The organism is Mesorhizobium sp. M5C.F.Cr.IN.023.01.1.1, assembly GCF_003997585.1.
Lineage (GTDB): Bacteria > Pseudomonadota > Alphaproteobacteria > Rhizobiales > Rhizobiaceae > Mesorhizobium > Mesorhizobium wenxiniae.
The window spans coordinates 64,283-84,925 of sequence record NZ_RZSU01000005.1; the positions used below are offsets into that span (position 1 = coordinate 64,283).

18 protein-coding genes are annotated in these 20,643 nt (G+C 62.4%); 17 read left to right on the plus strand and 1 reads right to left on the minus strand.

The window, feature by feature from the left end:
• The first annotated feature begins 30 nt into the window (after positions 1–30).
• The 10 genes from EOA78_RS03665 to EOA78_RS03705 all read left to right on the plus strand — a co-directional run bounded on the left by EOA78_RS03665 (position 31) and on the right by EOA78_RS03705 (position 11,535).
• Positions 31–966 carry a sugar ABC transporter permease gene (locus tag EOA78_RS03665; RefSeq protein WP_127313912.1) on the plus strand — a complete coding sequence of 312 codons (936 nt, stop codon included), beginning with the start codon at positions 31–33 and terminating at the stop codon, positions 964–966.
• Positions 959–1,861: a carbohydrate ABC transporter permease gene (locus EOA78_RS03670; protein WP_127313913.1), complete on the plus strand. Its 903-nt coding sequence runs from the start codon at positions 959–961 to the stop codon at positions 1,859–1,861. Before EOA78_RS03665 ends, EOA78_RS03670 begins: the two co-directional genes overlap by 8 nt.
• 10 nt (positions 1,862–1,871) lie before the next feature.
• Entirely contained in the window at positions 1,872–2,969 is a 1,098-nt protein-coding gene (gene ugpC / locus EOA78_RS03675) for a sn-glycerol-3-phosphate ABC transporter ATP-binding protein UgpC (RefSeq protein ID WP_127313914.1), read from the plus strand.
• 4 nt (positions 2,970–2,973) lie between these two features.
• Positions 2,974–3,747 carry an SDR family oxidoreductase gene (locus tag EOA78_RS03680; protein WP_127313915.1) on the plus strand — a complete coding sequence of 258 codons (774 nt, stop codon included), beginning with the start codon at positions 2,974–2,976 and terminating at the stop codon, positions 3,745–3,747.
• A gap of 40 nt (positions 3,748–3,787) precedes the next feature.
• On the plus strand, positions 3,788–4,789 hold the full coding sequence (locus EOA78_RS03685; RefSeq protein WP_127313969.1) for a TIM barrel protein: 1,002 nt from the start codon (positions 3,788–3,790) through the stop codon (positions 4,787–4,789).
• Entirely contained in the window at positions 4,786–5,598 is an 813-nt protein-coding gene (locus EOA78_RS03690) for an SDR family oxidoreductase (RefSeq protein ID WP_127313916.1), read from the plus strand. Before EOA78_RS03685 ends, EOA78_RS03690 begins: the two co-directional genes overlap by 4 nt.
• Before the next feature lie 347 nt (positions 5,599–5,945).
• On the plus strand, positions 5,946–7,133 hold the full coding sequence (locus EOA78_RS03695; RefSeq protein ID WP_127313917.1) for a magnesium transporter: 1,188 nt from the start codon (positions 5,946–5,948) through the stop codon (positions 7,131–7,133).
• A 365-nt stretch (positions 7,134–7,498) separates the two neighbouring features.
• Entirely contained in the window at positions 7,499–8,773 is a 1,275-nt protein-coding gene (locus EOA78_RS35840) for a tetratricopeptide repeat protein (RefSeq protein WP_164783631.1), read from the plus strand.
• The gene (locus tag EOA78_RS03700; protein ID WP_164783632.1) at positions 8,770–9,597 is read left to right on the plus strand and encodes a FecR domain-containing protein; all 828 of its coding nucleotides are present in this window, start codon (positions 8,770–8,772) and stop codon (positions 9,595–9,597) included. The genes EOA78_RS35840 and EOA78_RS03700 overlap by 4 nt, the downstream gene beginning before the upstream one ends.
• A gap of 15 nt (positions 9,598–9,612) precedes the next feature.
• Positions 9,613–11,535 (plus strand): adenylate/guanylate cyclase domain-containing protein, encoded by a 1,923-nt coding sequence (locus EOA78_RS03705; protein WP_127313919.1) that lies wholly within the window; start codon positions 9,613–9,615, stop codon positions 11,533–11,535.
• Between the two features lie 14 nt (positions 11,536–11,549).
• Here the strand turns inward: EOA78_RS03705 and EOA78_RS03710 are convergent, their stop codons facing one another.
• A complete protein-coding gene (locus EOA78_RS03710; protein WP_127313920.1) occupies positions 11,550–12,452 on the minus strand; it encodes an IclR family transcriptional regulator in 903 nt (300 codons plus the stop codon).
• A 121-nt stretch (positions 12,453–12,573) separates the two neighbouring features.
• Between EOA78_RS03710 and EOA78_RS03715 the strand changes: the two genes are divergently transcribed.
• Genes EOA78_RS03715 through EOA78_RS03745 form a run of 7 tightly spaced genes read left to right on the plus strand, consistent with a single transcriptional unit; the run spans position 12,574 to position 20,624 of the window.
• The gene (locus EOA78_RS03715; RefSeq protein WP_127313921.1) at positions 12,574–14,175 is read left to right on the plus strand and encodes an ABC transporter substrate-binding protein; all 1,602 of its coding nucleotides are present in this window, start codon (positions 12,574–12,576) and stop codon (positions 14,173–14,175) included.
• A 12-nt stretch (positions 14,176–14,187) separates the two neighbouring features.
• A complete protein-coding gene (locus tag EOA78_RS03720; protein WP_127313922.1) occupies positions 14,188–15,048 on the plus strand; it encodes an alpha/beta hydrolase in 861 nt (286 codons plus the stop codon).
• Positions 15,045–16,655, plus strand: coding sequence for a gamma-glutamyltransferase (ggt, locus tag EOA78_RS03725; RefSeq protein ID WP_127313923.1), 1,611 nt, complete (start codon positions 15,045–15,047; stop codon positions 16,653–16,655). The genes EOA78_RS03720 and ggt overlap by 4 nt, the downstream gene beginning before the upstream one ends.
• A 58-nt stretch (positions 16,656–16,713) precedes the next feature.
• On the plus strand, positions 16,714–17,691 hold the full coding sequence (locus EOA78_RS03730) for an ABC transporter permease (RefSeq protein ID WP_127313924.1): 978 nt from the start codon (positions 16,714–16,716) through the stop codon (positions 17,689–17,691).
• Between the two features lie 28 nt (positions 17,692–17,719).
• Positions 17,720–18,616, plus strand: a complete 897-nt coding sequence (locus tag EOA78_RS03735) for an ABC transporter permease (protein ID WP_127313970.1) — start codon at positions 17,720–17,722, stop codon at positions 18,614–18,616.
• A complete protein-coding gene (locus EOA78_RS03740; protein WP_127313925.1) occupies positions 18,613–19,575 on the plus strand; it encodes an ABC transporter ATP-binding protein in 963 nt (320 codons plus the stop codon). The genes EOA78_RS03735 and EOA78_RS03740 overlap by 4 nt, the downstream gene beginning before the upstream one ends.
• 56 nt (positions 19,576–19,631) lie before the next feature.
• Complete coding sequence (locus tag EOA78_RS03745) at positions 19,632–20,624, plus strand: oligopeptide/dipeptide ABC transporter ATP-binding protein (RefSeq protein ID WP_127313971.1); 993 nt, start codon at positions 19,632–19,634, stop codon at positions 20,622–20,624.
• Positions 20,625–20,643 lie beyond the last annotated feature (19 nt).

Sequence of the window (20,643 nt, forward strand, 5' to 3'; positions counted from 1 at the left end):
GCGCCCGGCCTGACTTCGCCGGAGCAGCCGATGTCCACACATGACCTGACTGTACCGGTTGCGTCTCCCGCAACCCCGTGGCGGGAGCGCCTGGGCACGATGGTGCCCATTCTGGTGCTGGCGCCGTCGCTTGCGGCGAGTTTCATCTACGTCTTCGTCTTCACGATTTGGACGCTGTATCTCTCGCTCTCCAGTTCGTCGCTGATGCCGACCTATGGGTTCGTCGGTCTGGACAATTATGCTTCGCTCTGGGCGAACCGGCGCTGGAACATCGCCTATACCAACCTCTTCCTGTTCAGCGGCTTCTATATTGTCGGCTCGATGGCCATCGGGCTGCTTCTCGCGATCCTGATCGACCAGCGCGTTCGCGGCGAGGCGGTTTGGCGTACCATCTTCCTCTACCCGCTGGCGGTGTCCTTCATCGTCACCGGTACGGTGTGGAGCTGGCTCTATAATCCCGTCGACGGCATCCAAGCCTTCGTGCGGGGGCTCGGCTGGACCGACTTCAGCTTCGCCCTGACGGCCAACCGCAACACCGCGATCTATGCGGTGATCATAACCGGTATCTGGCAGTCGTCCGGCTTCGCAATGGCGCTTTTCCTGGCTGGCCTGCGTTCGGTCGATCCGGATCTCGTCAAAGCAGCCCAGATCGACGGTGCGTCGGTTTCCCGAACCTATCGGAAGGTCATCCTGCCGACGATCGCCCCGATTTTTCTGGCGGTGGCGGTCATTCAGATCCAGTTCGCCATCAAGACGTTCGACCTGGTGGCGGCGTTGACGCGGGGCGGGCCAGGTGTGTCAACTACATTCCCGGCCATCTACGTCTACGACCTGATGTTCCAGCGCGGGCAGATCGGCGAGGGTGCCGCTGCGGCGATGATGATGCTCGCGGCCCTCGCGGTTGTGCTGGTGCCCTATTCCTTGTGGATCGTTTGGCGCAGGCGGGCGGAGGGCCGCAATGGCTGAAGTTGCCCCCAACCCCCGGCATGATCCCGAAGCGGCGGCGGCTACGCGGCGATATTTCTGGAACCGCTTTCTTACCTATGCGGTGCTGACGCTTTTCGCTGTCATCTACCTGGCACCGCTGCTGGTCGTGGTCTTCAACTCATTGCGGGAGCAGTCGGAGATTGCCCGCAACGGCCTCATCTCGCTGCCGCGCAGCTTCCGCCTCGACGCGTGGGCGGAGGCTTGGGGTACTTACTGCGTCAGCGGCACATGCGAAGGCATGAAGCGCAATTTCTTCAACTCGCTCTGGATGACGATCCCCGCGACGGTCATCTCCACGCTTCTCGGCGCCATGAACGGCTATGTGCTGTCGAAATGGCGCTTCAAGGGCTCGGAAATTCTGTTCAATCTGATGCTGCTCGGCGTCTTCATGCCCGGCCAGATCTCGCTGATGCCGTGGGCGTTCCTGCTCGGCAAACTCGGCCTAACCAATTCGACATACGGGCTGGTCTTGATTCACGTCGTCCAGGGCATTTCGTTCACGACCCTGTTCTGCCGCAATTTCTACGTCAGCATACCGGACGACCTCATCAAGGCGGCACGCATCGACGGCGCCGGCTTCTGGCGGATTTTCCGCAAGATCATCCTGCCCCTGTCGCCGCCGATTTTGATCGTCACCGTCATCTGGCAATTCACGGGCATCTGGAACGAGTATCTGTTCGGGGTCGTCTTCACCTCCGGCCAGCAGCAGCCGATTACGGCGGCATTGGTCGCGCTCACTGCCGGCGGCACGACCGCCCGTGCTTACGACGTGATGAGCGCAGCCGTGCTGATCGGCGCGCTGCCGCCGTTGCTGATCTACCTGTTCGGTGGAAAATACTTCGTGCGCGGCCTGACGCAGGGCGCCATCAAATGAGGCATCGCCCATGTCCGCGCTGATGATCCGCGACCTTCACAAGAGCTATGGCGGCCTCGAGATTCTGGCCGGCATCAATCTCGAGGCGCGGACCGGGGAATTCATCGCCCTCGTCGGTCCCTCCGGCTGCGGCAAGTCAACCTTGCTCGCCATGATCGCCGGCCTGGAAACCGTCACGTCGGGTGAGATCTGGATTGGCGACCGGCTGGTGAACTCCGTGCAGCCCAAGGACCGCGACATAGCGATGGTGTTCCAGTCATACGCCCTCTATCCCACCATGACGGTGCGCCAGAACATCACCTTCGGCATGGAAAGCCGAGGCGTGCCCAAAGCGGAGCAGGCAGAAGCGGTAAAGCGGGTTGCCGCACTCCTGCAGATCGAGCAGTTGCTCAACCGCAAGCCCGGGCAATTGTCGGGTGGCCAGCGGCAGCGCGTTGCGATGGGGCGCGCCCTGGTACGCGACCCGAAGCTGTTTTTGTTCGATGAGCCTCTGTCCAATCTCGACGCCAAGCTGCGCGTGGACATGCGCACCGAAATCAAGAAGCTTCACCACCGCGTCGGCAAGACGACGGTGTACGTCACCCACGATCAGGTTGAGGCGATGACGCTCGCGTCCCGCATAGCGGTGATGAACCAGGGCTCGGTGCAGCAGTTCGACACGCCGAAGCGGATCTATGACCGGCCGACCAACATGTTCGTAGCCGGTTTCATGGGATCGCCGGCGATGAATTTCATCCCCGCCCGGCTTACCGGCTCAACCAGCATCGCGGTGCGCGCCGCTGACGGCAGTGACGCCACTCTTGCCCTTGCCGCTCCGCTACCCGCCGGTGCGCCAAAGGACGTGGTGCTCGGTGTTCGGCCCGAACATATCTACCGCTTCACGACGGACTTGAAGTCGCGCAAACCGGCTGTCGAGTCCATGCAGGCGCCGGTCGAACTGGTCGAGCCGACCGGGGCCGAGACACTTGCCGTCCTCAGGCTAGGCGACCTGGAGATCACCGGCCGTTTCGAGCCGGATGACGCCCCCATCATGGGCGAGACGATAACGCTCGGCATCGACATGTCGCGCGCCTGTCTGTTCGATCCAACAACCAAGGCGCTTCTGTGATCTGATGTCCAAACAATTCGCGACTTATCCGAGCTTGACCGATCGCGTCGTGCTGATCTCCGGCGGCGCCTCCGGGATCGGGGCCGATATGGTCCGTGCTTTCGTGGCGAATGGCGCCCGCGTGGGCTTTCTCGATGTGCAGGATGAACCCGCGGTGGCGTTGGTGCGCGAGCTCGTTGGTACCGCCAAGCAGGCCCCGTTGTACCTCCACTGCGACGTGACCGACGTCGCTGCGCTGCAGGCGTCGGTCGAAGGCGTACGCGCGCAGCTTGGTCCGGTCGCCGTCCTGGTGAACAACGCTGCTGATGATCAGCGCCATGCCGTTGACGCGGTGACAGCCGAATATTGGGATCGCAGCTTCGACGTCAATCTCCGGCATCACTTCTTTGCCGCGCAGGCGGTGCATCCGCATATGAAGGAACTCGGCTTCGGCTCGATCATAAACTTCTCTTCCATCGCCTGGCGTTTTGGCGCGGACCAGATGGTGGCTTATGCCACCGCCAAAGGCGCTGTGGTGGCGCTGACGCGCGCGCTGGCGCGGTCGTTCGGATCCGACAACATCCGCGTCAATGCAGTCGAACCCGGCGCTGTCATCACCGAGCGGCAGCGCGAGTTGTGGTTCAAGACGCAGGACGCAATCGACCAGACGGTGCAGCGGCAATTGATCCGCCGCGTCCTGCTGGGCGAGGAAATTGCACGGACCGTGCTCTTCCTTGCCGCCGATGACAGCCGCATGATCACGAAACAGTCCATCACCGTCGATGCCGGTCTGCGCTGATGCGATCGTTTCCACATCTTTCAAAGGGACTACCAAATTGATGCTTCGTCTCGGCCTCAACCCTTACGGACTGACCTACCATCTCGGCCTACAGGGCCGCGGTACGCCGCGGCACAATCCGGATGGGGCGGGGCTGGAAGGCTTCATAGCGCTCGCGCAGGAACTCGGCGCACGCACCCTGGAGATCTACGAACCTTGGCTGACCGATTTGCCGGACGCCGAGGTCGTCGACCTGCGCAGGCGTCTGACCGCGCTAGACATCGTCCCGGTGGTAAGTGGCGGACTTCTCGTGGCAGGTCCGTTGGACAACGCATTTCGGGCTGCGCGCCTGCTCGAGGCGACAACGATCCGTATCTCACTGACCCCAGTCCTGTGCGGCGACCGCAACGTCTGGGGCGGGAAATGGAGCGAGTTCAACGCGACGATCCGCGCTGCCTTGACGGAATGGGGAGCGCGTGCGGCGGCTGAGGGCAGGGTGCTCGGCATCGAGAACCATCAGGATTTCGGCAGCGACGAACTGGTCGCGTTCTGCGAACTCGGCGGGCCGGGCGTCGGCATCACCTACGACACCGGCAACGCGTTCCCTGTCGGCGAGGCACCGCTTTCCTTCACCCGGCGGATCGCGCCGCATGTCCGCCACGTTCACCTCAAGGACTATCGCGTGCAGTTCACGGATGAGGGCTACCGTCTGGTCCGCTGCGCGATCGGCGACGGCGCCGTGCCATTCGCCGGACTGGCAGCCATCCTCGCCGAGCACCATGATACGCTGACGGCCGTGCTCGAGCCAGGCGCGCTGGAGGCCCGTCACGTTCGCTGTCTCACCGACGACTGGTGGAACGGATATGCGCCGAAGACCGCGCGCGAGTTCGCGGCCTGCCTGAGTGCTGCGCGCGTGAACCGCCTTGCGGACGACGCCGACTACCGGACGCCATGGGAGCGCGACGATGACGGCGCGCTCGTTTCGTATGAGCTCGACATGATCCGGCGCAGCGCCGCCAACATGAAGAAGTTCGATTTCATTGCAATGGAGAAATCAGCATGACTGCCCGAGAACTCAGCGGCCTGACTGCCTTCGTGACTGGCTCGGGACGCGGCCTCGGCCGTGTGATGGCCGAACGCTTGGCCGAACTTGGCGCAAACGTCGCGATTCACGATCTCGATTGGACCCGGCCATCCCAATATGGCGAATTCGCAGACCTCGGCGAATCCGCCAGGGGTTTGGAAAAGTATGGGACACGAGTGGCCGCGGTCACCGGCAACATCGGCGACAAGCAAGCCGTCGCCGAAATGAAGGGGAAGATCGAGGCGGACCTCGGCGATGTGCACGTTCTGGTCAACTGCGCCGGCGGCGATATCGGCGCCAAGGGGGTAAAGCCCAGTCCCAACAACGCGCTCGACATCGACTATGATGACATCAAGATTCTGACCGAGAACAATCTTATCGGTACGATGCTGGTCTGCCAGGCGTTCATTCCGCCTATGGTCAAGCGCGGCTCAGGCTCGGTGATCAACATTGCCTCGGCGGCAGCGCATATCGGATGCTCGCCGGAGGTGGTCTACTCCACGCTTAAGGCTGCCGTCGTCCATTTTACGCGCTGCCTCGCCAAGGAATTGATCGACGATGGCGTGCGCATCAATGCGGTGAGCCCCGGCGCCACCAAGACGGCACGCTTCCAGGCGAGCCGCGTCGTCGATCCGGAGCGTATGGACTCGAGCAAGAAATCGCTGAACCGATATGCCGAGCCCGAAGAGATCGCCGAAGCCGTCGCCTTCCTCGCCGGTCCGCGCGCGCGCTTCATCAATGGACAGGTCATTCGCGTCGATGGCGGTTTCACCATCTTCCCAGGTTAAAGCGCGGCCGTTCACACCGCGAACTGTCGGGCTGAGCGCACCCCAATGAGCAGGGCCACGGGCCCATTGCCGACCTTACTTCGCCGCTGGGTTGCGACGTGCTCGCGGAGCCCAGGAATCGACGGTGAATTTCGGCAACACGACAATTCTCTTGGCGACACGCTGACGTTACAGCCCGCCTGTATGCACCCACGCAATGGCTCCGATTTGTCTGGGTCGGTCTACTCGGCGCCCCTGAGAAGGCGAAGATTTCCGGATCGAGGCGCTTGGGCCACCGTGCGCCTGGGCAGAGCGAGCCGGTCCCGTCTATAAGCTCAGGGGCGCAACATTGAAGATTGGGGGAACAGATGAGGCAAGAGAACGACGTTGAGAAGTTGGTGCGCACGCTGCGTGCTCGAGCACCTGACGACGCGGCTGAATTGCTAGCCCGAGAGTCTCCCGAGTTCATCCGCGACGCACTAAAGTTGTTACCGGATAGGCACGCCCGGAAGGTGGCGGAGTATTTGCCATCGCAAAGGAGGCCCATCAAATCTCATGCCGACGGAAAGGATCTCGCGATCCCCGAGGCCATCGTCGAGCTGATGGACCCGATCCCCGCCAGCGTCGCTGTCGGGACGACGGTAGCCGCCGCGGTCGAGGCCGTCAGGCGCGCGCAGGTGCCGACCGAGTTGACTTACCTCTACATAACGGACGAGGGCGATAAACTGGTTGGCCTGGTGGTCTTGCGCGATCTGATGCTGAGCGACGCCGACGCGACGGTGGATCAGATTATGCTGCCGAAACCGTTCGCCCTTCACGTCGATATGCCTTTGAGCGAAGCCTGCAAGGCGGCGGTACGCCGTCACTACCCTGTCTATCCCGTGGTGGACGCGGAGAACCGGCTGCTAGGGCAGGTTCGCGGCTGGCGGCTGTTCGAGCAGCAAATCATCGAGATTTCTGCCCAGCCTGGCCAGATGGTGGGTGTCCAGAAGGAGGAGCGTTCTTTCACGCCGCTGTTTTCAGCCTTCTTGAAACGTCATCCGTGGCTGCAGCTCAACCTGCTGACGGCCTTCATAGCCGCTTTCGTGGTCGGCTCGTTCACAGGCACGATCGAGAAGATCGTCGCCTTGGCGGCGTTCCTCCCGGTTTTGGCCGGACAGAGCGGAAACACCGGCTGCCAGGCGCTGGCTATTACGCTGCGTGGCCTCGCCTTAGGGGATGTGGACAAACGACCGAAGCTGCACCTGGTGCTGAGGGAGGGAGCGCTCGGGATCGCCAACGGCTTGCTCGTCGGTCTGGTGGCGGCTGCGGCCATGTGGTTCTACGCGTCGCGGCAACCGGAGTCGGCATCCCAGGCGCCCATGCTGGCGCTTGTGATCCTGCTCGCGATGTCCGGATCGTGCCTCATGTCCGGAATCTCCGGCGTGCTGATCCCGTTGGGCCTGCGGCGTGTCGGCGCCGATCCGGCCGTAGCTTCGGCGATCTTCCTAACCACCGTGACCGATATCGTAGGCATGGGCCTGATGCTGGGGCTGGCCACCATGCTCGTGCTTTAGGTCGCGTCCGCGGACGCGTGCCGACATCAAGATGGCGTTGGCGGGATTTCTGGACCCTGAAGCGTCATGCGGCGACCAGATCCGTGCAGAATCGCGCAAACAATATTGATCTTGTCGGCTGCGCAATCCACGGCTGATTATGATTTGGCTTAGTTGCCTTTTGTAGCGAATACTTGCTCGAAGTGCAGCAACGCTGAGAATATATTTGGCCAACCGGCGTAGCCGAAGCACGAATAAACAGATGGTTTGTTGCGCGGCTGCAACAGCTGTTGAAAACTCGGACGATTTCGTCAAAGTTCAGTCGCCTTTTTTCTTGTGGTCGTGCTAAGTCCTTCGCACTGGTCGGGTTTGGGGTGGTTCTCGGCATGCAATCTTCGTTTCGAACTATCGTCGGCTGCGCCGCGGCGCTACTCTATAGCGGCTTATTGCCAGCCGGCGCGCAGGGTCTTTTTTCGGCCTATGACGATGCTTTTTCAGCCCGCATCGCCAGTCCGGCCGACAACGGAACGCTCGCCCAGTTCGTCACGGTTGCCGTCAACGCCGGGCAGTACGATCAGGCGATCTCCTCAATCGAGCAGTATCTGATCAAATATCCCCGCGATGCCCGCGCCCGGCTTGCGGCCAGCCGGTTGTACTATCATGTCGGCTCCTATGAATTGGCCCGGCGGCAGGTGCAGTACGGCATCGAAGTCGGCGGCCTGTCGGCAAGTGAGCAGCAGGAAGCTGTTCGCCTGCTTGCCCGCATCGAGCGCGCGTTGCGTGGCGTCACCTGGGAACTCGCCCTGACCGGCGGCATGTTCAGCGCATTCACCGATTTTGAGCCCGGCGGGGCGCAGGACGACGACAGCTTCGTCTCGCCCTATGGGCGGGCGGAAGGTTTTGTGCGATGGGACCTCGGCACGCCAAGTGCCGACGCTCTCATTCTTTCAGGGTCGTTGACGGCGACACAGCGTTTTTTCACGCCAGACCTGTCGGTTCCGGGTAGCAAGGAGACTTTCATCCACGGCAACGCCGCGATCACCTGGGACAAGGGGCTGCCCAACAGTGGGATCGATTCGCTGCGCCTGCTGCTTTCGGCGTTTACCGTTACAGATCGTTTCGACAGCGATATCCACGAAACCGGCATAGGCCTCAGTGGACGCTTTCTTGTTCGCCCGACCGTCGAGACGACGCTTTTTGCAGGCGGCGGCTACATCGATCTAAGCGCCTCGCAAGGCATTTTCGCCGATAGCAGGGTTTTCTATGAGGCAGGCGGCAGCTACCGCTTCCGCAATGGCCAGGCGCTCGGATTGCGCCTGGTCGGCTCGAATGACTTCGCCTCCGGATCTGGCGAAATCGGCCACAGCTACATGGGCGAGATCCGCTACGGCGGCCTGTTGATGAACGTACCGGATCTTTTCGCATGGTCGCACCAGGTCGCCTTCTCGGCCGGCCACAGCGACACTCCCGATCTGTCCGTTGGCATCGGCACAAATATCAGGAGCGACTTCTGGCGCATTGCCTCGGAAAGCGATTTTCAGCTGACGGAGTCGCAGAAGATCAGCGTCGATCTCGCCTATCGCGAAACCAACTTCGACATCGCCAGCCGCGACCGAGAATCGTTCGAAATGCTCATGAGCTACACGTTGACGCTCAATTGAAAGAGGCCGCGATGAGGACCCCGTACCGTCAGATCGCCATTTTTGTCGCCTGCCTTGCCTTTGCGGCACCTTCCGCCGCTGAAACGGTCGGGTCGATGACTGCCTACCAGACCAACATCGTCCGCAATGACAGCGGGAACATGAGTGTCGGTGCCGGCGTCGAACTCGGCGATCAGTTGCGCAGCAATCCCACTGGTCTTGGAATGTTGGTGTTCCGGGACGAATCGAGCGCCAAGATTGGTCCGAACACCAGCCTGACGATCGATGAATTCGTCTACAATCCGGGCTCCGGATCGGGAAAGATCGACGTCGGGATGAACAGCGGCCTGGCCCGTTTTTATGGCGGCCAAATTTCGAAAGGCGGCGTCATGCAGGTTGCGACGCCGCATATGGTGCTCGGGGCCAGAGGCGGCATCATCGAAGTGCTGGTGGCAGCCGGCCAGACCGTCGGCATACTGCGCGCCGGCCGCATGACCTGCACGATGAATGGCAAACGGCTGGTCATCACAAACCCGGGCTACGCCTGCACATCGGAAAATGGCAGGCTGCTGACCGGCTACGGCGGAATCGACACGTTCCCGATATTGGACAGCATCGACCGGATAGCCGGCACCGGTCTGCCAGGGGCACCGGGTCCTGGATTGGACGTAAGCGCGATTTGTGCGTCGGCACTCGGCGGCTCGCTCAAAGTCTGCGAGTCCACCGATGGCGCATTGCCAGGAGTGGTCATGGAGTTCCCCGACAGCGTAACACCACCCGTGGGCGGCGGCGCGGATAACGGTGGGTGTGAGGGTGAGGGTTGCTGCTATCCAGACTGCAGGTAGACCCGCCCGACCGGCATGAGCCCCGTGTTCGAGTGGCGGCAAGCTGCCAGGCGCAAAATATCCGGTCTCGTGGTCGTGCTCTTGCTGCTCGCTTGCCATCTGGCTTTCGATGGGCCGCTATCGCGCCTGCGCGAGCGTACGTATGACTTCTACCAGTTCCTCGCCCCTCGCGAGGCGACGAGCAATCCCGTTGTCATCGTCTCGATAGACGACGCGAGCCTTAAGGCATATGGGCGATGGCCCTGGAACCGTGGCCTTTTGGCCGATCTGGTCGATGGTGTCGCCGAGTCCGGTGCCGCGGTAATCGGGCTTGCGCTGGTGCTGCCCGAGGCTGACATCTCGCCTGAGGGCATCGCCGGAGACAAACGGCTGGCAACGGCGCTGGCGAAAAACCGAACGGCGCTCGCCGTCAGCCTGGGCAACGAGGCGACGGTTTCAGAAGCAGAGCCCAAAGCCGGCTGGTCGATCGTCGGGCAAGTACCCGAGACGCTTCCTGGCTTCACCGGTCTGACAGGCTCGCTTCCGGATTTCTCGAGCGCCGCTGCAGGCCTCGGCGCAATTCGCACTTTGCCGGATCCTGACGGCGTACTACGCCATGTGCCGCTGCTCTGGCTCCGAAATACGGCTCAAGGCGTTCAGCTCTGGCCGTCCTTCGCGCTCGAACTCCTGCGCCTCTACGCCGGAGAGAACGGCTACGTAGCCCGGATGAATGCCGCCGGGTTTGACGCGCTCAGGATGGCCGGGACCATTGTGCCACTCGAGCCGCAGGGCAGCATCCGCCTCTGGGAAACCGACACCAATACGCCGCGCATATCTGCCATTAATATCCTTTCGGGCCGCGGCGATCCGCTGCTGCGGAACGCCATCGCCATTGTCGACCTGTCGGCCGTGGGATTGACGCAGTACCTGCCAACCCCGACGCGTCCGGCGCGACCAGGCGTGGACATCCACGCTGATGCAATCGGCCAGATGCTTGCCGGGCGCTACCTGGCAGAGCCGCCGCAAGCGCGTACGCTGGAGCGGCTGTGGTTGGTCCTCAGTGGCATCGTTTTCATCGGACTTTCGGGAGTTCTCGCCCAGCGTGTCGTGCTTGGCGCCCTCGCTCTGGCGCTCCTGGCTGTCACGCCCTTCGCGTTCGGCGCTCTCGAATACAGCCTGCAGGGAAAGCTCTATGACCCACTACAGCCGGCGCTTGCGACGATCCTCCTAGCAGGCTTCGAAGGTTATGTCCTCTACAGGCGCAGCGAGCAGCGCCGGTCCACCCTGGCAAGGCAGTTTTCCCAATATCTGTCGCCCTCCGTGGTGCAGCGCCTCGCAAATTCAGATACCGAAGCGATCCTGTCCGGAGAGAAGCGCGAGATCACGATCCTGCTGAGTGACATACGCGGCTTCACGACGATGAGCGAACAACTCGGTGCCCAAGAAATCGCAAAGGTGGTCAATCACTTCCTCGGCCTTGCGACCGATGAGATACTCAAGCGGGACGGGACCATCGATAAGTTCATGGGCGATGCCGTGCTGGCCTTCTGGAATGCTCCGCTTGACCAGCCAGATCATCGCGAGCGCGCGCTCGAAGCGGGGCTTGCCCTGATCGAACGGGTGAAGCGCGAAAACGCCGCGTTCACCGCGCGCGGGCACCCCTCTATCCAAATCGGCGTCGCCATCGAGACTGGCGTCTGCTCCGTAGGAAATTTCGGCTCCGAACGGCGCTTCGATTACACCGCGATCGGCTCGCCGGTGAACCGCGCGGCACGGCTCGAGTCGACGACCAAAAAGCTGAGCATCCCTCTGGTGCTTGGTCCCGGATTTGCGCAAGGAGCATCGATGCCGGTTGTGCAGGCAGGCGCCTTTGAACTCCAAGGCTTCAAGGGCGAGGTGTCGATTTTCACCGTTCCGGAGATACACCCCTCATCACAATCCGCCAAGGAAGTCGTGTGACGTTTGGCACCGGTTCAACTCGCTATCTCATTGGCCGGCGAGCGAAAGCCAAGGGCGGCGGAAATACGATGGGCGGCCCGGGCTACCATGTCGCCCAGTTCGCTTATGCGCTCTTCCGGCACCCGGTTTTCCGGCGCCGCGATGTTCAGCGCCGCGATTATCTTACCCGGCGCCACGAAAACCGGTGCGGTGATCGAAATCAGATCGTCGTTGATTTCGCCGCGACTGACGAAAAACTTCGCCTTGCGGATTTGCTCGAGCCCGACCCTTAGAAGCCGAGGATCGGTCACAGTTTTTTTGGTGAATCGCTTCAACGGGCCGGAAAGAATGGCCTCGCGCTCCTCATCATCCATATGGGCCAGGAACGCCTTGCTCGAACCGGCATGTAGCGGACGCCGGCGGCCCACAATCGCATTGACGCGAAGGTCCCGCTTTGGCTCCCATTTGGCGACGCAAAGGCTTTCCTGGTCATCGCGGATTCGCAGCTGGGTGGTTTCGCCGATCTCCTGACCGAGTTCTTCCAGAACAGGATTTGCAATGCGGATCAGGTCCATCTGTTCGCTGGCGGCGTGGCCGAGCATCAGCGCGGCGAGGCCGAGACGATAGCCTTTTCCATCCGATGACCGCGCCAGCAGACCGCGTCGCACCAGCGTCTGCAAAAGCCGGAAAGCACGTGCCTTGCTGTCGCCGGAACGCCGCGCGATTTCGGAAACCCCAAGATCGGCCTCTCCGGCCACAGTCTGCAGCAAGCTGATCGCGCGATCGACGGAATCGACTGTGTACCGGGTGTCTGCCTGATCGGTCATTTCTCGTTTCCTTGCCAAAACTCTCATGCTTAAGGCTAAACGAGAAAATTTGTCTCGTCTAGTGAAACAGCGGTTTATCTGTATTGACAAACGGAGGAGCTTTAGTTTCAACTCGCTGTCAGGAAGGAGGCCGGCACCGTCAGCGGATCCTAGGCTGGGCTCGATGATGGCAAGCGGCAGCGGAAAAGAACTCCTCCGACGGAACTATCCAGAGTGGACACGGAGAGAACCAATGATGAACCGGACAATATCGCGCCGTGCGCTGATGCAATGGGCGCTCGGGGGTGCCGCTGTTTTGCAAGGCATTAGCTGGACGGGGCTTGCCCAGGCCGTGGCAAATGGCCGGCTGCGGATCGGCATGGCTGCTCCGCCGACGACGCTAGACCCGCATCTGAAGAGCAATGCGCCGAACAACGCGCTTGCCACCCACATCTACGACACGCTTGTCATTAACGACGAAAAATCGATCTCCAGACCGGGGCTCGCGACGGCCTGGCGCGTGGTCGACGACACCCATTGGGAGTTCGACCTGCGGCCCGACGTGCGCTTCAGCGACGGCGAGCCGCTCACCGTAGACGACATCGTCGTCTCATTCGACCGGGCCAACACCATCGAAAGCACGGCGTCGTTCCGGACCTACACGCGCAACATCAACTCGATCACCTCGCCCCAACCCGGCAAGCTTCTCATCGAAACCAAGCAGCCGGAGCCGCTTCTGCCCAATTCCCTCAGTCGCATTCGCATCATCCGCGCCAAGTTCAAGGATACCCCTAGCGATCAGTTCAACAACGGCACCGCGGCGATCGGCACCGGCCCGTATGTTCTGAAGGAATATGTTTCCGGCAACCGTGTCGCGCTTTCCGCCAATCCAAACTACTGGGGACCGAAGCCTGCTTTGCCGGACGTCGAACTCCGCATCGTCACCGATGCCGGCGCGCGGCTTGCCAACCTGCTCGCCGGCGATCTCGATCTCGTTGAACAGGTGCCCTACGAGGGTGTTGCTCGCGTCGAAAAAGACGAGCGCTTTCACATCATTCGCGGCGTCTCGAGCCGGGTCGTCTTCTTCTCCCTGGACACGTTCCGGGACGTCACGCCCTTCATCACTGGCAAGGACGGCAAGCCGCTCGACCGCAACCCGCTGAAGGATCTGCGCGTGCGGCAGGCGCTGTCCATGGCGATCGACCGCAGCGCCATTGTGGAGCGCTTGATGCAGGGCAATGCCATTGTCGCTTCGCAGTTTCTGCCTGCCGGCGCCCCGGGCACCTCGGCTGCTATCAAACCCGTTCCATTCGACGCTGCAAAAGCCAAGGCCCTGCTCGCCGAGGCTGGCTACCCCGAGGGCTTCCGACTGACGATCCACGGGCCCAATGATCGTATCGTCAATGATTCGAAGATCGTTCAGGCCGTGGCCCAGATGTTCTCCCGCATCGGCCTGGAAGTCAGCGTCGAGGTCATGCCCTGGTCGGTTTATGCCGACAAGGCGGATGCCCATGAGTTCAGCATCAATCTGGACTCCTGGGGCGTCAACACGGGCGAAACCTCTAACCCGATGACAGCGCTGGTCGCGACGCAGAACCCGGATGCAGGTATGGGTATCGCCAATTCGGGCCGCTACTCCAATCCCGATCTCGATGCCAAATTGGCAGTGGCGAAGCGGACGCTGGACGATGCCAAGCGCGAAAAGATGCTCTCGGAACTCAGCGAGATCGTCTTCAACGACGTCGCACTGGTTCCGATGCACCATGAGGTCCTCGTCGTGGCTGCCCGGAAGGACCTTCAGTTCACGACGCGGGCCGACCAGTATACGCTGGCCATAAATGCCAAGACTGTCTGAGGAGTTGTAGACTTGACGAGCATCGCCACGGGATCCGTCGCGGATCGCGGTCGCGCTACATACGATCTTGGCGCGACCGCCATCTTTGCTTCCAAATCAGACCCACGCTTCCACTATTGCCTGTATGTACCGCCCGCGGTTGGGGAAGGCGCCCAAGTCGACCTGTTGGTGGCCGTCCATGGCACTGGCCGCACCTCGTTCCTAGGTTTCCGCGACGCGTTCGCCGAGTTCGGACGCTGGAACGACTGCGCCATCTTGTGCCCGGTGTTTCCAATGGGCGTTCTCGGCGACGACGCCCGCAGCGGATACAAATACATGATCGAGGGCGACATCCGCTACGATCAGGTGCTGCTCGCCATAGTCGAGGAAGTTGTCGCGAAATACCGTCAGGACTGGACCCGCTTCGCCATGTTCGGATTTTCCGGCGGCGGGCACTTCACCCATCGCTTCGCCATCCTCCATCCCGACAGGCTCTGGGCGGCGTCGATCGGTGCGCCAGGCTCGGTGACCTTGCTCGATCCCACGCGGGACTGGTGGGTGGGCATTCGCGACCTGGCGGAGAAGTTCGGCATCACCTTCGACGCCGCAGCGCTGGCAAAAGTGCCGGTCCAGATGATCGTCGGCGATGCCGACCTGGAGACCTGGGAAATCACGCATGTCCAAGGCAGCACCCATTGGATGCCGGGCGCCAACGATGCAGGACAAACGAGGCCGGAACGCCTCAGGACGTTGTGTCGATCGTTCGAGGAAGCCGGTGTGCGCGTACGCTTTGATATGTTGCCCGGGGTATCCCACGAACGCGACGCGGTACTCGATCCGGTCAAGGATTTCCTGGCCCAGGCGCTCAAGGAACGACGGAACGCCTCAAGATGAATGCAATGATCGTTGCGCCGCAGCCGGAGGCGGTGGAGGCGGGCGCGCTGGTGCTCAAACGCGGCGGCAACGCCGTCGATGCGGCGATCGCCTGCGCTTTCATGCAAGGCGTCGTCGACCCTCAAATGGCCGGCATCGGGGGGTTTGGCTCGATGCAGGTCTACATGCCGCGACGCGGCGTGCATGAGGTGCTTGAATTCTACGCCAGGGCGCCGCTCAAAGCATCGCCTGAAATGTGGAGCGACCTCCTGGTCGGCCAGTCTCGCGATGGCTTCGCCTTTCTGCTGGAAGGCGGCATCAGCGAGATCGGCTACCTCGCCGTCTGCACGCCGGGCAGTATCAAGGGTTATGCCGAGGCGCTGGCGAGATATGGCACTTTTGAATGGGCCGACGTCGTCGCACCCGCCGCCACGCAGGCCAGGCGAGGCTTCATGGTCCGCCCGCATGTCCACTGGTATTGGTCGCAGGACGGCGTCGATACCGGCGAAGTGCGGACAATTGACAAGCTGCGCTTCAGCAACACGGGGCGCGCAATCTATTTTCGCTCTGACGGCACGGTGAAGCTGCCAGGTGACGTCGTCGTCAACACCGATCTCGCTCAAACGCTCGAGCGCATCGCGGCGGCCGGTCCGGATATTTTCTACAAGGGCGAGATCGCCGAAGAAATCGCCGCCGACATGGCCGCCAACCGAGGCCTCATCGGGACGGATGATCTGGCGTGCTACGAGCTCTCTACCGCGCAACCGCTCTGGGGCGAGTATCGCGGCTACGATATCGCGACCAGCCCGCCGCCCGCCAGCGGCATATCCATGCTGCAATTGCTCCACATCCTTGCGCATTTTGATGTCGGAGCCATGGAGCATGGCGGTGCCGAGCACATCGTCCTGCTGGCAGAGGCGATGAAGCGCATGACCATCGACAAGGACCGCCACCTCGGCGATCCTGCCTATGTTGACGTGCCGGTCGGGCGGCTGCTGTCCCGCGACTATTGCGGCGGGCTTGCCGCCGAGATCAAGGCTGGGCTGCGCGCCAGGATCGAGCGCGTCGACGACCGGTCGCCGCGCGAGACGACTCATATTTCGGTGGTCGACCGGGAGGGCAGCGCCGTCGCCTTGACCCACACGCTGGGCAGTCCGTCGGGGGCGATCACCGATGGCTTGGGTTTCATGTACAACGGAACGATGAGCCGCTTCGACCCAAGGCCGGGCAGGGCCGGATCGCTGGCTCCCGGCAAGCGGCGGGCCAGCTCTGCGGCGCCCACCATCGTCTTCAAGGACGACCGGCCCGTGATCGTCATGGGAGCGCCCGGCGGCAGCTATATCGCGCCGTCCATGGCGCAGGGCCTGATGAACCTCATTGATTTCGAAATGAGCATGCCCGAAGCGGTGGCCGCCCCGAGGATCGTGGCGGTGTCGAACACAATCGACGTCTCCAATCGCATTCCACGCTATGTCACTGAAGAAATCGAGGGCAAGGGCTACGAGGTGAAGCGCTCCTGGCAAAGTTACGCTTTTGCCGCTCTTCACGGCATCCAGATCGAAGACGGAGTTTGCCGCGGCGGTGCCGATCCGCAGCGCGACGGCATGGCGATGGCGGTGCCGGCGTGATGTGCCGCGCACAGACGACCGACGAGCCTTTCCGGCAATCAGGCTGGAGAGCGATGCCATGACCGCAGCCGTCGTGCGCCGGCTGCTCCAGGCCGTGATGGTCATGTTCGCCATGACGGTCATCGTCTTCATCGCGATCAATGTCATCGGCGACCCCGTCGACATTTTGATCTCGCCCGACGCCGACCAGATCGAGCGCGCGCGCGTCGTCCAGGCCCTCGGGCTCGACCTGCCGCTTTGGCAGCAGTATCTCCGCTTCCTCTGGGCGGCGCTGCATGGCGACCTTGGCGAGAGCTACGTCTACAACGAGCCGGCGATCAGGGTGATCCTGCAGCGACTGCCGGCGACGCTTGAGCTGGCCGTCTCTGCCATCCTCATCGCCATCGTCGTCGGCGTGCCGCTTGGGCTTTATGCCGGGCTGCGGCCGGACGGCATCTTGAGCCGCGTCATCATGACGGTCAGCATCCTCGGCTTCTCGCTGCCGACCTTCTGGGTCGGGCTGGTGCTGATCATGTTTTTCGGCGTGCAACTCGGCTGGTTGCCGAGCGGTGGGCGCGGCCAGACCGCCGAACTGTTCGGCGTCCAATGGGCGTTCCTGACCAGAGACGGCCTTGCCCACCTGATCCTCCCGGCGGTGAACCTCGCCTTGTTCGACGCCTGCCTCATCCTGCGCCTGACGCGCGCCGGCGTCGCCGAAGTCCTGCCGCTCGATTTCGTGAAGTTCGCGCGGGCCAAGGGCCTCAAAGAAACGCGCGTGATCGGCGTCCACGTCTCGAAAAATATCATGATCCCGGTAGTGACCATCATCGGCCTGGAATTCGGCTCTATCATCGCCTTCTCGGTTGTCACCGAAAGCGTCTTCAGCTGGCCGGGCATGGGCAAGTTGATCATCGACAGCATCAACGTGCTGGACCGTCCGATCATCACAGCTTACCTGATGGCGATCGTCGCCTTCTTCGTCATCATCAATCTCGTCGTTGACCTGACCTATACGGCACTCGACCCGCGGGTGCGGCTCCAGGGCGAGGGATCGTGAGATGAGCGTCGACACCTTGCCGCCGCCGATGCCGGTCGAGGCCGAAAAGGGTGAGGAGGCGCCGTTTCAAGTGCTCGTGCGGGCATTCTTCCGCTCGCCCGCCGCCGTTACCGGTTTCGTGCTGCTGACCGCGATCATCGGGCTGGCGCTGCTTGCGCCGCTTATAGCGCCGCAAAATCCCTACGACCTGAACCAGCTCGACATCATGGACAGTCGCCTGCCGCCCGGCTCGCAATCGATGACGGGCATGACATTCTGGCTCGGCACCGACGACCAGGGTCGTGACATGCTTTCCGGCATCATCTATGGCCTGCGCATATCGCTCGGCGTCGGCGTCAGCTCGGCGCTTTTCGCAGCGCTGTTCGGCGCCTCGTTGGGCCTGCTCGCCGCCTATGTGGGCGGTCGGACCGAGACGGCGATCATGCGCATCGTCGATCTGCAGCTCTCCTTCCCCTCCATTCTCGTTGCGCTGATGATCCTCGCCTTTCTCGGCAAAGGAATCCTCAACGTTGTACTCGCTCTGGTGATCGTCGAATGGGCGACCTACGCGCGTGCCGCGCGCGGCACGGCGCTGGTGGAGCGGCGCAAGGAATACATGGAAGCAGCGGAGTCGCTCGCTATTCCACGATGGCGCATTCTGTTCGTCCATCTGCTGCCCAACTGCCTGCCGCCGCTGATCGTGATCGCGACGGTGCAGGTGGCGCGCGCCATCTCGCTGGAGGCGACCCTGTCCTTCCTTGGCCTGGGTGTGCCGATCACCGAGCCCAGTCTCGGCCTGCTGGTTGCCAACGGCTACCAGTACATGCTCTCCGGCATGACGTGGATCAGCTTCTATCCGGGCGTAGCGCTGCTGATTACCGTGGTTGCGATCAACCTCGTCGGTGATCGGCTGCGCGACGTGCTCAACCCGCGGGGGCGCGAATGAATGCGACCGTACTCGAAGTCCGCGATCTCAGGACCCATTTCGGACAAGCAAAAGCCGTCGACGGCGTCTCGTTTAGCGTCGCGCGCGGCGAGGTTCTGGGTCTCGTTGGCGAAAGCGGGTCCGGCAAGTCGGTCACTGGCTTTTCCATCATCGGCCTGGTCGATCCGCCCGGGACGATCGTCGGCGGCCAGATCGTCTTCGACGGCCGCGACATCACCCGCTCCAGCCGCGAGGAGATGCGTGCGCTGCGCGGGCGCCGCATGGCCATGATCTTCCAGGATCCGATGATGACGTTGAACCCGGTCCTGCGCATCGATACGCAGATGATCGAGGCGGTTCAGGCGCATGAAAACGTCTCGCGCACCGATGCCAGGGCGCGGGCGCGCGACGCGCTCGGTATGGTCGGGATTCCGAGCCCGGACGAGCGGCTGCAGGCCTATCCGCATCAGTTTTCCGGCGGCATGCGCCAGCGCGTCGTTATCGCTATCGCGCTGCTGCACCAGCCGGACTTCATCATTGCCGACGAGCCGACCACCGCGCTTGATGTGACGATCCAGGCGCAGATTCTCGCCGAGATGCAAAAGCTCGTGGCGCAGAACAACACGTCGCTGATCTGGATCACGCATGATCTCGCTGTCATCTCGCGGCTCGCCGACCGGATCGCCGTGATGTATGCGGGCCGCATCGTCGAAACCGGTCCGGTGTCGGACGTTCTCGCCCGTCCGCTGCACCCTTATACCGCCGGTCTGATCGACTCCGTTCCCAGCCGCAACCAGCGCGGCGAGCGGCTTCGGCAGATCCCCGGAATGGCGCCCAGTGTTGCGCGGCTGCCGACCGGATGCGCTTTCGCCCCGCGCTGCGCACGTGCCGATGCGGTGTGTGCCCAGGCGGTGCCGCTGTACGCTGCTGGCCCGCGCGAGCACCGTTGCGTCCATCCCTTGCCGGAGCTCCGCGTATGATCTCTTCCACTCCGGTTGCGGCAAACATTCAAAGCTCCTCACCGGGTTCTGGCGGGATGGCGCCGCTGATCGAGCTGAACGAGATTTCTCACAGCTTCGGCACTCGGCCCGATCTCGCTGCTCGTTTGGCGATCTCGCTCAAACTTGCCAAACCGGCGGCAAGGGTGCAGGCGATCGACGGTGTCAGTCTCGCCGTTCGCAGGGGTGAGGTTCTGGGCCTCGTTGGCGAGTCGGGATGCGGCAAGTCCACACTGGGGCGGATCGTCGCCGGCATCCTGTCGCCCAGCAGAGGATCGGTATCGTGGCGCGGCAAGGATATGAAGGCGCTCCCGCCGTCCGAGCGGCGTGAAGCCAAGCTGCGCGTGCAGATGATATTCCAGAACCCCTATGCCTCGCTCAATCCGCGCCGCAAAGCGGCCGATATCGTCGGCGAGGCCCCGCGCGTTCACGGGCTGGTCGGCGGCGATCTCGGCACCTTTGTCGATGAACAGTTCCGACGTGCCGGCCTCGATCCGGTGTTGAAACACCGCTTTCCGCATCAGTTTTCCGGCGGTCAGCGCCAGCGGATCGGCATTGCGCGCGCGCTCGCCGTGCAGCCGGAATTTCTCGTGTGCGATGAAGCCGTTGCCGCTCTGGACGTCTCGATCCAAGCGCAAATCCTAAATCTCTTCATGGAACTGCGCGAGAGGCTGAACCTCACCTATCTGTTCATCAGCCACGATCTCGGGGTGGTCGAGCACATCTCCGATCGGGTGGCGATCATGTATCTCGGCCGCATCGTCGAAGAGGCTCCGGCCGAGGAGATCTTTGCACGGGCCAACCATCCCTACACGCAGGCGCTTCTCGCCGAGGTGCCGCGGATCGAAACCACCAAACGCGGCTTTGCCGCGATCAAGGGTGAATTGCCGAGCCCGCTTTCGCCGCCGAGCGGATGTCATTTCCACCCGCGCTGCCCGCACGCGATGCCTCGCTGCCGGACCGAAGCGCCGCGACTGAAGGTGGTTGCCGCCGGACACAAGAGCGCATGCCACCTCAACGACGCCGCCTGAACGCCTTGGAATTTTTAGA

Coding starts and splice junctions, on each gene's coding strand:
- EOA78_RS03665 (WP_127313912.1), top strand. CDS start 31: ATGTCCACACATGACCTGACTGTACCGGTTGCGTCTCCCGCAACCCCG.
- EOA78_RS03670 (WP_127313913.1), top strand. CDS start 959: ATGGCTGAAGTTGCCCCCAACCCCCGGCATGATCCCGAAGCGGCGGCG.
- ugpC (WP_127313914.1), top strand. CDS start 1,872: ATGTCCGCGCTGATGATCCGCGACCTTCACAAGAGCTATGGCGGCCTC.
- EOA78_RS03680 (WP_127313915.1), top strand. CDS start 2,974: ATGTCCAAACAATTCGCGACTTATCCGAGCTTGACCGATCGCGTCGTG.
- EOA78_RS03685 (WP_127313969.1), top strand. CDS start 3,788: ATGCTTCGTCTCGGCCTCAACCCTTACGGACTGACCTACCATCTCGGC.
- EOA78_RS03690 (WP_127313916.1), top strand. CDS start 4,786: ATGACTGCCCGAGAACTCAGCGGCCTGACTGCCTTCGTGACTGGCTCG.
- EOA78_RS03695 (WP_127313917.1), top strand. CDS start 5,946: ATGAGGCAAGAGAACGACGTTGAGAAGTTGGTGCGCACGCTGCGTGCT.
- EOA78_RS35840 (WP_164783631.1), top strand. CDS start 7,499: ATGCAATCTTCGTTTCGAACTATCGTCGGCTGCGCCGCGGCGCTACTC.
- EOA78_RS03705 (WP_127313919.1), top strand. CDS start 9,613: ATGAGCCCCGTGTTCGAGTGGCGGCAAGCTGCCAGGCGCAAAATATCC.
- EOA78_RS03715 (WP_127313921.1), top strand. CDS start 12,574: ATGATGAACCGGACAATATCGCGCCGTGCGCTGATGCAATGGGCGCTC.
- ggt (WP_127313923.1), top strand. CDS start 15,045: ATGAATGCAATGATCGTTGCGCCGCAGCCGGAGGCGGTGGAGGCGGGC.
- EOA78_RS03730 (WP_127313924.1), top strand. CDS start 16,714: ATGACCGCAGCCGTCGTGCGCCGGCTGCTCCAGGCCGTGATGGTCATG.
- EOA78_RS03735 (WP_127313970.1), top strand. CDS start 17,720: ATGCCGGTCGAGGCCGAAAAGGGTGAGGAGGCGCCGTTTCAAGTGCTC.
- EOA78_RS03740 (WP_127313925.1), top strand. CDS start 18,613: ATGAATGCGACCGTACTCGAAGTCCGCGATCTCAGGACCCATTTCGGA.
- EOA78_RS03745 (WP_127313971.1), top strand. CDS start 19,632: ATGGCGCCGCTGATCGAGCTGAACGAGATTTCTCACAGCTTCGGCACT.